11 protein-coding genes are annotated in these 13,892 nt (G+C 44.4%); 10 read left to right on the top strand and 1 reads right to left on the bottom strand.

Features of this window, described 5'->3' with window-relative positions:
* Positions 1-22: 22 nt before the first annotated feature.
* From SWP_RS13950 to purF, 6 genes are all read left to right on the top strand, one after another.
* Positions 23-2,902 (top strand): FimV/HubP family polar landmark protein, encoded by a 2,880-nt coding sequence (locus SWP_RS13950; protein WP_020913180.1) that lies wholly within the window; start codon positions 23-25, stop codon positions 2,900-2,902.
* 163 nt (positions 2,903-3,065) lie between these two features.
* The gene (gene truA / locus SWP_RS13945; protein WP_020913179.1) at positions 3,066-3,851 is read left to right on the top strand and encodes a tRNA pseudouridine(38-40) synthase TruA; all 786 of its coding nucleotides are present in this window, start codon (positions 3,066-3,068) and stop codon (positions 3,849-3,851) included.
* Positions 3,852-3,858: 7 nt separating this feature from the next.
* On the top strand, positions 3,859-5,136 hold the full coding sequence (gene folC / locus SWP_RS13940; protein WP_044555940.1) for a bifunctional tetrahydrofolate synthase/dihydrofolate synthase: 1,278 nt from the start codon (positions 3,859-3,861) through the stop codon (positions 5,134-5,136).
* On the top strand, positions 5,129-5,734 hold the full coding sequence (locus SWP_RS13935; RefSeq protein WP_044555939.1) for an SPOR domain-containing protein: 606 nt from the start codon (positions 5,129-5,131) through the stop codon (positions 5,732-5,734). The genes folC and SWP_RS13935 overlap by 8 nt, the downstream gene beginning before the upstream one ends.
* A gap of 115 nt (positions 5,735-5,849) precedes the next feature.
* On the top strand, positions 5,850-6,338 hold the full coding sequence (locus SWP_RS13930; RefSeq protein WP_020913176.1) for a CvpA family protein: 489 nt from the start codon (positions 5,850-5,852) through the stop codon (positions 6,336-6,338).
* Between the two features lie 97 nt (positions 6,339-6,435).
* On the top strand, positions 6,436-7,950 hold the full coding sequence (purF, locus tag SWP_RS13925) for an amidophosphoribosyltransferase (RefSeq protein ID WP_020913175.1): 1,515 nt from the start codon (positions 6,436-6,438) through the stop codon (positions 7,948-7,950).
* A 50-nt stretch (positions 7,951-8,000) separates the two neighbouring features.
* Here the strand turns inward: purF and SWP_RS13920 are convergent, their stop codons facing one another.
* Positions 8,001-8,273: a hypothetical protein gene (locus SWP_RS13920; RefSeq protein WP_044555938.1), complete on the bottom strand. Its 273-nt coding sequence runs from the start codon at positions 8,271-8,273 to the stop codon at positions 8,001-8,003.
* A gap of 202 nt (positions 8,274-8,475) precedes the next feature.
* Between SWP_RS13920 and SWP_RS13915 the strand changes: the two genes are divergently transcribed.
* The 4 genes from SWP_RS13915 to SWP_RS13900 all read left to right on the top strand — a co-directional run bounded on the left by SWP_RS13915 (position 8,476) and on the right by SWP_RS13900 (position 13,892).
* Complete coding sequence (locus tag SWP_RS13915; protein ID WP_020913174.1) at positions 8,476-10,461, top strand: DNA topoisomerase III; 1,986 nt, start codon at positions 8,476-8,478, stop codon at positions 10,459-10,461.
* A 153-nt stretch (positions 10,462-10,614) separates the two neighbouring features.
* Positions 10,615-11,004 (top strand): hypothetical protein, encoded by a 390-nt coding sequence (locus tag SWP_RS13910; RefSeq protein WP_020913173.1) that lies wholly within the window; start codon positions 10,615-10,617, stop codon positions 11,002-11,004.
* Between the two features lie 240 nt (positions 11,005-11,244).
* A complete protein-coding gene (locus tag SWP_RS13905; RefSeq protein WP_020913172.1) occupies positions 11,245-12,603 on the top strand; it encodes a TolC family protein in 1,359 nt (452 codons plus the stop codon).
* On the top strand, positions 12,603-13,892 hold the full coding sequence (locus SWP_RS13900; RefSeq protein WP_020913171.1) for an efflux RND transporter periplasmic adaptor subunit: 1,290 nt from the start codon (positions 12,603-12,605) through the stop codon (positions 13,890-13,892). Before SWP_RS13905 ends, SWP_RS13900 begins: the two co-directional genes overlap by 1 nt.

Below are 13,892 nucleotides of genomic sequence, written 5' to 3'. Positions count from 1 at the left end.
TACGCTTCAAAGGGAAGGATTGATGAACTTTCGCATTTCGCATTTTGCTGGCATTTTTGCCGCTGCTTTAACTGTTTTTGCTGTTGCTCCTTCGATTAACCTTGCAACTGCAGAGCCATTAAAAATTACTGGTCCTGAAGGTCAAACTAAAGCAGTTAAACGACAATATGGGCCAACAACATCATCCGATACCTTCTGGAGTATCGCGCAAGCGGTTAAACCCGATAATAGCGTAACCGTTTATCAAGTGATGTCAGCCTTATATGATGCTAATCCCCATGCCTTTAGCGGCAAGAACTATAATAGCTTAGAGCGCGGAATGATCTTGTTAGTGCCGTCAAAAGACGTCATGCAACAGGTGTCCAAAAGCAATGCAAAAAAACGGGCTGAAAATAACGATCGTGGCTGGAATAATTCTGCGAAAAAAGTCGAGCTGACTCAAACAACACAGCAAATAGTCAAACCAGCAGCTAAACCCACAGTACAGTCTGAGGTGGCTTCCGAAGCGTCATCTGCTGAAATCCAATCACTCACCGAAAAGCTTGAACAAGCAGAAGCATTGAATCTGTCACTAACAGATGAGTTAGCCCGTGCGAGTGATGAAATAACAATAGGTTCAACTGATACTGAATCTTTTCAAGAAGAGATAGCAGAATTACAAGCAGAAAATGCACTGTTAAAACAAGCGTTGCAAGATCGTGCTGTCGAAAATGAAGCACTTAAGAGTGACGTTGCAGCCAAACAGAAAGTGATCGACCAATTAAATCAACCAAAAGAGGAGCCGACTTCAACTATCTGGCGCTCCTTAATGGATAATCCATTATTACTTGTTCTTGGTGCCGTGGTTCCTGCATTACTTGTACTTGTTTTATTCTGGCTGTTTATCAGGCGTCGCAATGAAAGTGAAGCGTCAGCAGAGTCAATGGATGTCAAAGAAACAGGTCATGCTACCGTCGATGCCGCTGATGATGAGAAAGTCACTGCTGAAAATATAGATGAAGAGGATCTTGGCCTCGCTGTGCATTTAGATACTGAACAAGCTGGTGATGCTAGCGGTATCAATGTGATTAGTGCTCCAGAGGCGGACGATGTCGACCTTGTGGTTGAAGAAGCTGCAGATGAGGGCCAATCATTAGATGATTTGTGGGCTGAAGCTATGGGCGAACAAGATAATGAAATAGAGGCTACCGATGATTTAGCATCATTTGCAGCTGAAGGTGATGATCTTGACGCGTTATTAACTGGAGCCGATGAGGAACCTGAAACGAATAAAGCCGCTGCAGATGATGACTTAGATGCATTGTTATCAGGTTTTGACGAAACACCTGCAACCGATAAAGCCGCTGCAGATGATGACTTAGATGCATTGTTATCAGGTTTTGACGAAACACCTGCAGCCGATAAAGCCGCAGCAGGTGATGACTTAGATGCATTGTTATCAGGTTTTGACGAAACACCTGCAACAGATAAAGCCGCAGCAGATGATGATTTAGATGCATTGTTATCAGGTTTTGACGAAACACCTGCAGAAGATAAAGCCGCAGCAGATGATGACTTAGATGCACTATTATCAGGTTTTGATGAAACACCTGAAGCAGTTAACACCGTAGCGGAAGATGATTTAGATGCACTTTTAGATGCAAACAATTCAGTCACTGAAGAAGTTGTTTCTGATGGTGATGAACTAGACTCACTACTCGCTGAGTTTAATATTCAGGCTGATGAAACGGAATTACAAGCGGATGATAGCGATATTGATGCGCTTTCAGATGAGGTCGCTGCAGAGTTAGAATTGCCGCTAGAGATCGCTGCAGAGTTAGATCTTAACGTTGAAGATGTAAGTACAGACGAAGCTGAGCTCGATCATGAGCTAGACACATTACTTGCTGATCTTGAAGCCCCAGTTGATGAAAATGCTGCAAAATTCCCACAAGAGTCGATTGCACTCATTGATGATATTGCAGCAGAGCTAGAAACCGAACTACCAAAAGAAGTGGTCGAAGAGGGTGAATTAGACAGCTTATTAGCTGAATTCAATTTGTCTGATACCCCTGCTGAAGAAGCGCTAAGTGAGCTTAACGTTAGCGAAGAGACTAATACTGAACCGCTGAAAACTACTGATAGTGACTTTAGTTTAGATTTCGAGCTCTGCGACTCGGATGCCATTTCAAATGAAAATAGTGAAGATGTCAGTACTGAGTTAGATCCAGTTGCAGAAAGTGTTGAGCTTGATACTAAACGTGCTGATGACAATATGCTTGAGTTTAGCTCCGAGCCAATAGAGCCGAGTGTTAAAGCTGACAAAGACAGCGGTTTTTTTGATGATTTAAAAGGGACAAAAAAACCAGAACCCACAGCGCTAGATTGGGATTCAGTCGCCTCTGAACTGGACCCCACAGCGCTCAGTGATGATGAACTGCTTAGCAAGTTAGCTGCAAGCGGCGGTTCGAGTGTCGCAGCAGAAGATGAGGAACTCGATGCATTTATTATTGAAGATGATAGTAAATTAACCGTCGATCAAGCTTTAGCCGCACTTGATGCTAATGAAAGCAGTGATCAATCTAACAATATTCCAGAGCACGATTTAACCACTTTTCAAAAGGATAACGGTTTTATCGATATCGATAGATTATTGAATGAAGCCGAAGAAGAGACCGTAGAGACAGATCTTTATCAAGAGTTAGATGTTGATATGGGCGAACTCGATTCTTTGATGGGTAATACATCTATGGTCGATGTTGATGATGCTGAAAATTCAATCAATGCCAAACTTGATTTAGCCCGTGCGTATATTGAAATTGATGACAATGATAGTGCTCGCGCCTTACTCAAAGAGGTGGAACTTGACGGCAATGAGAGACAGCAAGAAGAAGCGTCAGGTTTGATAAAAGAGTTGGTGTAAAATATTCAGTTAAAAACGGCGCCCAAGGCGCCTTTTTTATGCTTATCGTTCGGTATGAATATGCTAGAATCGCCGGCTATTAAATATTATTGATTGCCGATAGCTGCGTTTTAAGTAAACGTCGCGGTGGCAATCATGTTTGTACAGAGTTAAGAGGTGTGTGATGCGGGTTGCGTTAGGTATAGAGTACGATGGAAGTCGCTATTATGGTTGGCAGCGCCAGCTTGATGTCGACTCTGTGCAAGGGCAGTTGGAAAAAGCCCTCTCTAAAGTTGCCAATGAGCCAATCACTGTGCAATGTGCTGGCAGAACCGATACTGGTGTGCATGGTACTGGGCAAGTGGTTCACTTTGATACCAATGCTATTCGAAAAGAGACCGCTTGGACACTTGGCGTCAATGTCAATTTGCCCGACGATATTGCCGTTCGTTGGGTCAAAGTCGTCGATGAGGAGTTTCATGCTCGTTTTTCAGCGACCGCAAGACGCTACCGTTATATGATCTATAACCATCAATTACGGCCTGGTATTTTACGTAGTGGCGTGAGCCATTATCGCGGCAATATTGATGAAGATAAAATGCATCAAGCTGCGCAGCTATTTGTTGGCGAACACGACTTTACCAGCTTTAGAGCATTGCAATGTCAGTCTAAAACCCCTTTTCGTGAAATACATGAAGTCAATGTTACGCGTCAGGGAATGTATATCTGTGTTGATATTAAAGCCAATGCCTTTCTACATCATATGGTGCGTAATATTGTCGGTACCTTACTTGAAATCGGTAAGGGTAATCAGCCAAAGGAATGGGTTAATACATTATTAGCACTTAAAGACAGATCAAAAGCAGCTGCTACAGCGCAGCCAAATGGTTTGTACTTGGTTGATGTTACTTACCCTGAGCATTTTCAATTGCCTAAGCTAGCTTTAGGTCCACTGTTTATGTTGGATTAATCCAGTGATGGAATCGATGAAACATATTGCACCGACAGCAAACTCACCGCTGCATGTTTGGCTCGACTATTTGTTGGCTATTCATCCTACCGAAATCGATATGGGGCTGGCGCGGGTCTCTGAAGTCGCCAAACGTTTATCACTAACTGCATTGGGCGAGACCAAAGTGGTCACGGTGGCTGGCACAAATGGCAAAGGAACAACCTGCGCTATGATAGAAGCGGCGCTCAAGCTTACAGGTAGATCCGTTGGCGTTTATAGCTCTCCACATCTGCTTAAGTATAATGAGCGGGTGAGAATTAATGGTGTAGATGCTACTGATGCTGCGTTAGTCAGTGCATTTGAAGCCATCGAAGCTGCAAGAGCAGAAATATCTTTGAGCTTTTTTGAGTATGCGACATTGGCGGGCTTAGTGCTGTTTAAGCGTGAGCAACTCGATGTTATCTTGCTTGAAGTGGGTCTCGGTGGTCGCCTTGATGCCACCAATATTATTGACGCTGATATCAGTGTAGTCACCTCAATCGATCTGGATCATCAAGAGTATTTAGGTGATACCCGCGAATTAGTAGCAGCTGAAAAAGCAGGCATTTTCAGAGCGGGTCGCCCAGCCATTGTTGGCGAGCCTGACTGTCCACAGCCACTTATTGATTATGCGCACAGTATTGGCGCCAACTTATATCGAGTTGGGCAAGAGTTTAACTATACCTGCAGCAATACAAGCTGGAATTATCACGGGCAATCTTTTGATTTAGACCCATTACCTTTACCTAAATTACCCCAGCCCAATGCGGCAACTGCTATCGCGGTATTAGAGCACTTATGCCCAAATATTGACTCTAATTTGCTTGCTGACGTGGTGGGGAATACACAGCTAGCAGGACGCTTAGAACAGCTTTGTGATAAGCCTTGTGTGATAGTCGATGTTGCTCATAATCCTCACGCCGCTCGTTATTTGAAATCGCGCTTAAGTAAGCTTAACAAAGCACGCCTATTTGCGATTTGTGGCATGCTAAAAGATAAAGATGCTGCTGCGGTACTTGTAGAGCTGTCAATCGATGTAACACATTGGTATCTTACTGATTTAGATGTACCACGAGGGACGAATGCTGAGTCATTAAAGGCGTTGCTGCCGCCACAAAGTGGTGCGAGTTGCTTCAACAATATAGAATCAGCTTGGAATGCTGCACAACAGCAAGCAAATGCCGACGATGTGATCATCGTTTTTGGCTCATTTTATACTGTCGCAGGATTTAAAGCGTTGCTTAAGGGAGAGAGTTTTGTCTAGTCATTTCCAAAACCGTCTAGTTGGTGTGATTGTTATTGTCGCGCTCGGAGTGATTTTTTTACCCGATATTCTTGATGGTAAAAAGCAGCGCGAAGAGGAGCAGTTTGCCGAGATCCCACTAAGACCTGAAGTAGAGCAAGCACAATTACCTCAGCAAGCGATAGAAACGCTAGAGCTCGACACTGAAGCGTCTAACACTGCTGCTGGCGATGATAGCTGGGAAATAGAGCCTGCCATCGAGCAAGATAAAACCGTGGCAGTGGTTAACACTGAGCCTAAGGTTAAAAGCGTGGCCGTGGAAACAGAAAAAGTTGCGGCTGCCGCTAACAAAAAGCCGGTTGTTGCCAACTCAAAAGCATGGACTATTCAGCTCGGTAGTTTTAAAAACGCAGCAAATGTACAAGCGTTAGTGAAACGGTTAAGGGCTAAAGGTTTTAGTGCTTATACATTACCAACAAAACCTGTTGATGGTCAGCTGACTAAAGTGTTTGTCGGGCCAAACATCTCCAAAGATAAATTGACTGCAGTGCAGTCAGATATTGAAAACTTGGAGAAGTTGAAAGGCCGCATTGTGGCATACAACCCAGTCGAAAAATAACAAGGTGTGATTGTCCTATTCTGAGAAATCGTTATTTCGTCTACAAAGCGTGTGAAATAACCCCGTCTCTGATAGAATCGCGCCGTCTTAAACCCTATGCCGGATATATTCTTCAATGGTTTGGATTGATTACGCCATCATCATCGTTATTGGACTATCGACACTGATAAGTTTGGTGCGAGGTTTTGTTAAAGAAGCGATGTCACTTGTCGTGTGGTTCGCCGCATTTTTCATCGCCAGTCAGTTTTACCTCAAACTCGCCACTCATCTTACCCAGATGCAAGATGAAATGGTTCGTAACGGCGTTGCCGTCGCTATTCTCTTTATTTCTACGCTTATTTTAGGCGCACTGGTTAACTATATAATTGGCCAACTGGTTTCTAAAACTGGATTGTCTGGCACCGATAGAGTGCTCGGTTTATGCTTCGGTGCCCTCAGAGGCGCACTAATCGTAAGCGCAATACTATTTTTCTTGGACGCTTTTACTGGAGCGCCCAATACAGATTGGTGGCAGAGTTCAACACTCGTGCCCGAATTTGGAGTTGTTATTCAGTGGTTCTTTGACTACTTGGAAAACACCTCAAGCTTTGTACCCAAAATATAAAATGCACTAAAGCATTATTTGGACTTCGGCCAAAATTAACATGGCTGAAGCAAAAATATTTAAATAATAGAACATCTTACAATGAGGAAGCTTACCCATGTGTGGTATTGTCGGAATAGTTGGTCAGTCATCGGTTAATCAAACCATTTATGATGCATTGACTGTGCTTCAGCATCGTGGACAGGATGCTGCTGGCATTGTGACCGTAGACGGATATGCGTTTAGATTACGTAAAGCCAATGGCTTAGTTAAAGACGTTTTCGAAGCCAAGCATATGCAACGCCTGCAAGGTCATTCAGGTATTGGTCACGTGCGTTACCCTACGGCCGGAAGTTCAAGTGCTTCAGAAGCTCAGCCGTTTTATGTTAACTCACCTTTTGGGATCTCATTAGCGCATAACGGCAACCTAACCAACACGGTAGATTTGCATGAACGCTTGCATAAGCAGCGTCGTCACGTTAGCACTACCTCTGACTCTGAAGTATTGCTAAACCTACTTGCGGATGAGTTACAGCATACGACGACTCAACACCTGTCTTCTGATGACGTGTTCAAAGCTATCAGCAAAGTACACGAAATCGCTCGAGGTGCTTATGCGGTTGCAGCTATGGTCATCGGTCATGGCCTAATGGCATTTAGAGATCCGTTCGGTATTCGTCCACTAGTTATTGGTAAGCACGAAACTGAAACAGGCACTGAGTACATGGTTGCTTCAGAAAGTGTTGCACTTGATGCTGTTGGTTTTGAGTTTATGCGTGATGTTGCGCCGGGTGAAGCGGTCTATATCACATTAGAAGGTGAGCTCTTCACTCGCCAATGTGCTCACACGCCAAGCTACGCGCCGTGTATCTTCGAATTTGTCTATTTTGCTCGCCCAGACTCAACTATCGATAATGTCTCTGTTTATAGCAGCCGCGTAAACATGGGCACTATGTTAGGTGAGAAGATCAAGAGAGAATGGGAAGATCACGATATCGATGTGGTTATTCCTATTCCTGAAACTTCGTGCGATATCGCCCTTGAAATTGCACGTCATATGGACTTGCCATATCGTCAAGGTTTCGTTAAAAACCGTTATATCGGTCGTACCTTTATTATGCCTGGACAACAAGAGCGTAAGAAGTCAGTGCGTCGTAAGCTCAATGCCATTGGTGCTGAGTTTAAAGGTAAGAACGTCTTATTGGTTGATGATTCGATTGTTCGAGGCACGACTTCAGAACAGATCATCGAAATGGCACGAGATGCTGGCGCTAAGAAAGTGTACTTTGCTTCAGCGGCTCCAGAAATTCGTTTTCCGAACGTTTACGGTATCGATATGCCAACGACTAATGAGCTTATTGCTCACGGTCGTGACGTTGAAGAGATCACTAAGTTGATTGGCGCTGACGGAATGATATTCCAATCACTGCCAGATCTCATTGAAGCAGTACGTAAAGAAAACCCTGCGATTAAGCGTTTTGAAACATCAGTATTTGATGGTAAGTATGTGACTAATGATGTTGACCAAGCGTATTTAGATTATATTACTCAATTGCGTAATGATGATGCTAAAGCTAACCGCAGCAAAGATATCGGTACTAACTTAGAGATGCATAACGTTTGTCATCCATAGGCCTAACCTAAATACCCAAAAAGCCGAGTGAAAACTCGGCTTTTTTGTATCTAAAGGTTAAAGAGCTGTTGCGCCCAAACTGCCATCCAACTTACGAACAACAGGGTATATGCTACCTTGCTAAAACCGTGCTCTAACTTCAAACCTATCAATGTGCTAATGCAGCTAAGGGTAATTGTCAGGCTGGCAAGGACCAAGGGCTCGATTGTTCGATTCTGCGACAATAGCGGCGCCGCAAGAATGACCCAGGCGGTGATAAGTAAAAAGTGGAATAGTAATAACCTATCGAGCCTGACGCCAGGGTTTGTCATTGTGGTTAGCATAGTGGTTCTCCTTTAACGGTACTAAAGTCCTCCTTTAACGGTACTAAAGTCCTCCTTTAACGATGGCTAATTTAAGCATTAAATGAGAATGATTCTCAATAAAATTTACAATCTTTGAGCAGTTAAACGCCTTTTCATTGCGCTTAATCTCGCCTCAGGTTACAGTTACTGTTAATTTATACAGTGATAAGAATCTGCATCGATGATCTTATATATTGCCGAGAAACCCAGTTTAGGTAGAGCCATTGCCGACGTATTGCCTAAACCACTAAAAAAGGGTGAAGGGTTTATACGCGCAGCTAATGGCGATTGTGTTTCTTGGTGCGTTGGGCATCTGTTGGAGCAAGCTGAGCCCGATGCATACTCGCCTGAGTATAAATCGTGGAAATTTGAACATCTGCCAATCGTGCCTGATGTGTGGAAGATGAAGCCAAAATATAAGATGCGTGGCCAGATCTCGGTGCTTAGAGGGTTAGTTAAAGAAGCGACACAATTGGTTAACGCGGGCGATCCCGATAGAGAGGGGCAGCTGCTAGTCGATGAGATCATTGCTCACCTAGGGGTTAAAGGTAATAAATTAACACAAGCTAAAAGACTGCTGATAAGTGATTTAAACCCGCAAGCAGTAAAGCGCGCCTTGGGGCAGTTACGGCTTAATCGTGAGTTTATTCCGCTATCAACTTCTGCATTAGCACGCTCACGCGCTGACTGGCTTTATGGCATGAATATGACGCGTGCTTATACTATTCAAGGCCGCAAAGTCGGTTATCAAGGTGTCCTTTCCGTTGGTCGAGTTCAAACTCCTATATTGGGTTTAGTGGTGCGCCGAGACGAAGAGATTGCTCATTTTGTCTCTAAGCCATTTTTCGAGGTCATTGCCCATTTAACTGCAGAGCCGCAGCAAACATTTACTGCTAAATGGCAACCTAGTGAGGCTTGCCAGCCCTATATGGATGAAGACGGGCGGGTATTGTCTAAAGGGCTGGCGCAAAATGTAGTCGGCCGTATTACAGGTCAGCCAGCAACAGTTGAAAAAGTGAATGCGCAAGACAAGAAACAAAATGCACCATTACCCTACAATTTATCAAGCTTGCAAATTGATGCCGCTAAACGCTTTGGCATGAGTGCAAAAACAGTATTAGATACTTGTCAGTCTTTATATGAGCGACACAAGCTAATCACTTACCCACGTTCAGATAGCCGTTATTTACCACAAGAGCAACATGGCATGGCGCCGAGTGTGATCAACACTGTTAATAAAGGCGCTCCCGAACTAACACAAGGCATTGACGCACCCAACGCCAAGCTTAAATCAAAAGCCTGGAATGATAAAAAAGTCGATGCTCACCATGCGATTATCCCAACGGAAAAAGTGGCTAACTTAAGCAGTTTGAGCCCAGCAGAGAAGCAAGTTTATCTGCTGGTGGCTCGGCAATATCTGATGCAGTTTTATAGTGCTTACCAATACAAAGAAACGCAGGTTGAAATCATTATTGCTGGCGGCTTATTTAAAACCAAAGCCAAACAGGAAATAGCTAAAGGTTGGAAGCTGCTGCTAAAACAGAGTAAAGCGAGCACCAGTTCAGACTCTAACGGGCAAGATGAGGATGAGTTAGCGACAATTCCGCCTTTAACTATAGGGCAAAAGCTCTTTTGTGATCGCGGCCAGCTGTTAGAGAAGCAAACTCAGCCGCCAAAGCATTTTACTGACGCGACGCTTTTAAGCGCAATGACAGGCATTAGCCGTTTTGTTACTGATGTTGAGATCCGAAAAATACTTAAAGATACCGACGGTCTGGGCACTGAAGCAACCCGTGCAGGCATAATTGAATTATTGTTTAAACGCAGCTTTCTAGTCAGGCAGGGCAAAACAATTGTTGCCACTGATGTAGGCAAGGGATTGATTAACAGCTTACCCCTTAGCGCCACAACCCCTGATATGACCGCACTTTGGGAAAACAACTTGGATTCAATGAGCCGAAAAGAAACTCAATATCAAGCCTTTATGCAGCCACTGATCAGCAAACTTGATGAACTCATCACTCAAGCAGGCTCAGTGCTACCTACCGCATTGCAAGGGGTGAAAAGCCCGACACCGTTTAAGAAAAAAAGCTATGCACGTAAAGGCGGAAAAGGTCAGTCAACGACTAAGAAAAATGTCGGAAAACCCCGCATGGCTAAAAGTTAGTTTAAATTAACCAAGAACTTGAAAAGTACTTTGCTAATCGATCTTGGTCATATTTCTCAAAACATTTTGTATCGAGGGCTATTTCGCTGAGATAAAAGCGGTTATCATCTGCAGTTGTTCGGTAGATGTCTATTTACGCTATTAGGAAGATGATTGTTTAATTCACAGATCTCAATGCAGATGTTCCAATCTAAATTGACACTAGTTTTGTTACTGGTGGTTTTTGTGTCGCAACTTTTTCCGACTTGTGTCGCTGCAGACATCCATAATGTGGAACTGGGCATGAGTGAAACCCATCACTTTGAAAACACTCTACCCCTTGAATTGCAACAAGCTTGTTGTGACAGCGCATTAAATGCATGTAGCCACATGGTTGATGTGAGTGAGCAAGATGAGCATAGCGATGATTTTCATACTGCTTGTCATCCACCCGTCGAATTAGGCACTGTGGCTAAATCGACAGGTGTAGAAGATCGTGCTTTGTTTGCAATTAGCTATCAAAATCGCAGTTACGCACCACCGATTCCCCCTCCTTATTGTTAATTCCTGTTCCATTCCATTTAATTATTTTTGAGTTTTTAGGTTAAGCCGTGCGTCGGAACTTTTGTTCTATTAGATCGGTTGCTGTTTTAGTCGGCACTGATTATCTGAGTAGATTACTGCTCAAAGTCTAATGCCACGCCTGTATAACCTAAGCTCGAGTCAAAGAGTCTAAGCACCGTTTGTGTCGCCTTTTACAGCGCCTTGAACAGGTAAAGACTTTATTAACAGGAGTTTCATCTCGTGATTAGAGATAAAAGTATCTTCTTGGTGGCGTGCCAGCGGGCATTGATCACCGTGGTTATCAGTATTGCTGGCATGTATTGCGCCAAGAGTATAGCCACAGAGCAGGGATCATCAAAACAACAGGCTTTAGCACCTAAAACTGATGCCGGCATCGAGCTGGCATGGGCGTTAGAGCAATCCCTGCTTAACAATATTGCGCTTAAGTCATTCCCCTATTCGCTGCGGGCAAGCGAAGCACTAAGCTTGCAAGCTGGAATAACCCCCAACCCAGAACTATCGGTTAGTGTGGAGAATATTCTGGGCACGGGTGATATGCAGGGCGTTGATAACGCAGAAATAACTTTAGCGCTTAGTCAACTTATAGAACTTGGTGACAAACGACAGCGCCGCATCGATTACGCCCAAGCCAGCCAAAGGCAACAGCTGAGTGATTATGAGTCCACACGGCTGCAAGTGTTGGCTCAAACCACAGAGCGCTACTATCAACTGCTGCGTTTACAGGCTCTGCAAACTTGGATTGAACGACGTATAGAGCTTGAGCAAGCCTCGTTAGCGGCAATTAAGGATCGCGCAAGTGCAGGGGCTGTGATCCAAGCTGATGTTAGTAAAATGCAGCTGCGATTAGTACGATCGAATGCTTTAAAACAGCGCATTGATGGTGACTTCAATGTCGCTAAGAAAAAGTTATCTGCAATGTGGTCAAGCGAGGTTAAATTCGCTCGAGCTAACGATGAACTGCAGCCGCTTAATGTGTTGCCCACGGCGGCAAGTGTGCTAAATGCGATTGAAACTGCGCCGCAATATCTGCAGTTACTGAGTGTTGAACGGCTACTTATCGCCAAGCGTCGTATGGAGGAGTCAAAAGCCACCTCTGATATTACCTTAGGTGTTGGCGTGAAGAGTTATGATGGCTTTGATGATGGGGCATTGATGCTCAATTTCTCAATGCCGCTGCAATTTTCTAATCCAAACGAAGGTAATATTCTCGCGGCCAAGGCCGAAGAGGATAAAGCCCATGAACAGCAAAGGTTTGCTCGTGAGCAGTTGAAGTTGACCTTGTTAGAGCTGCATCAATCAATGCTCAACAACGCTAAACAGGCACAAATGTTGAAAGCGCAGGTGTTACCACTTGCCAAAAAATTACAACAGCATACCCAATCTGCTTACCAAACAGGTCAAGTCAATGTGTTGCAACTTGCCGATGCACAATCAGAACTTTTTAGCGTTGAGCGCGAACTGATTGAAGCGAAAACGGCGGTATATATGGCACTGCTTGCCATCGAGCGCATTACTGGACAGTCAATGACTGTCGCTAACACTAACATGAAGCCTGTTGTGGCAATGGAAAACCGATAATGAAACTAAATTTTGATACTTTACCTGCACAGTTGGCTGCCACTCTTTTGTCTTTCTCTTTATTAACTGCAGGCACATTGGCGCCTATTGCCGTAGCAAATGCCAGTGGCGGTCATGGTCATGAAGAAGAGGAGGAGCACCAAGAGGAGGGACCCCACGGTGGACGACTTCTTGAGCAACAAGATTTTGCAATAGAGGTCACTATGGCCGAAGCGGGGATCCCGCCAGAAATGCGCATTTATGCTTTCTACAAAGGTGAGCCTGTTAACCCAACTGAAGTTGACTTATCCCTGACATTAGCGCGCTTAGGCGGCGTTATCGACAATGTCAGCTTTACTGCTGAAGAGCAGTATCTAGTTAGCGAGCATAGTGTACGCGAACCGCACTCTTTTGACGTTGAAGTACATGCGGGTTTTAAAGGCGTTGATTATGATTGGCACTATGAAAACCACATGGGCAGAGTGACGATTAATGATCGATTATTGGCACTCTCTGGGGTGGAAACTGAGAGTAGCAGCGCACAAACGTTGCACTTTGTGGACAGATTGTTTGGCGTTGTCAGTGCAATAACCGACAAGCAGTTTAGTGTTTCTGCACCCTATACCGGTGTTATTGAGCAGCTAAACGTTACTGTAGGCGACACTGTAGCAAAAGGGCAAGTGATTGCCACTGTTCGTAACTCATCGACTCTACAGCGTTACACAGTTAAAAGCCCGGCAAATGGCCAAGTGACTGAGCAGATGCTGTCTGTGGGCGATAGCACATTCAATAAAGCGTTGCTACGAGTCAGCGATCTCTCAAATGTGTGGATAGATATGTCGGCGTTTCCTAAAAATTTAGCCAGAGTCGCACTTGGTCAAAAGGTGACGATTGGTGATGATGAGCACGGTAATAGCGAAGAAACACACAGTGAAGGTAAAGCGGTGAGTACGATCAGCTATATTGCGCCAGTGATGACCGGTGGTCATATTGCCCGCGTACGTGCTGTTATCGCCAACCCTGATGGCCACTGGCGCCCTGGTATGCATGTACAGGCAAATATCGAAACGCGTTCAAAGGATGTTGCTCTCGCGGTTCGCGCGGATGCCCTGCAAACATTCAACGACAAGCCAGCGGTGTTTGTTAAACATGGCAACACTTTTGAAGTTCGTCCACTGACGCTTGGCGAATCAGATGGTGAGTTTGTTGAAGTGCTAGAAGGGTTAGAACCAAACGCTGAATACGTTACCAAAAACAGCTACTTGCTTAAAGCAGACATCATGAAAAATGCTGCTAAGCACGTACACTAA

Origin of the sequence: Shewanella piezotolerans WP3, assembly GCF_000014885.1 — a bacterium.
Taxonomy (GTDB): Bacteria; Pseudomonadota; Gammaproteobacteria; order Enterobacterales; family Shewanellaceae; genus Shewanella; species Shewanella piezotolerans.
Note: the sequence above shows the minus strand (reverse complement) of the source record. Positions and strands in the feature narration are given on the sequence as shown.

Bases quoted from the DNA above. Each gene is read 5' to 3' on its own strand.
- SWP_RS13900 (WP_020913171.1), top strand. From the start codon at position 12,603: ATGAAACTAAATTTTGATACTTTACCTGCACAGTTGGCTGCCACTCTT.
- SWP_RS13915 (WP_020913174.1), top strand. From the start codon at position 8,476: ATGATCTTATATATTGCCGAGAAACCCAGTTTAGGTAGAGCCATTGCC.
- folC (WP_044555940.1), top strand. From the start codon at position 3,859: ATGGAATCGATGAAACATATTGCACCGACAGCAAACTCACCGCTGCAT.
- SWP_RS13950 (WP_020913180.1), top strand. From the start codon at position 23: ATGAACTTTCGCATTTCGCATTTTGCTGGCATTTTTGCCGCTGCTTTA.
- purF (WP_020913175.1), top strand. From the start codon at position 6,436: ATGTGTGGTATTGTCGGAATAGTTGGTCAGTCATCGGTTAATCAAACC.
- SWP_RS13920 (WP_044555938.1), bottom strand. From the start codon at position 8,273: ATGCTAACCACAATGACAAACCCTGGCGTCAGGCTCGATAGGTTATTA.
- SWP_RS13930 (WP_020913176.1), top strand. From the start codon at position 5,850: ATGGTTTGGATTGATTACGCCATCATCATCGTTATTGGACTATCGACA.
- truA (WP_020913179.1), top strand. From the start codon at position 3,066: ATGCGGGTTGCGTTAGGTATAGAGTACGATGGAAGTCGCTATTATGGT.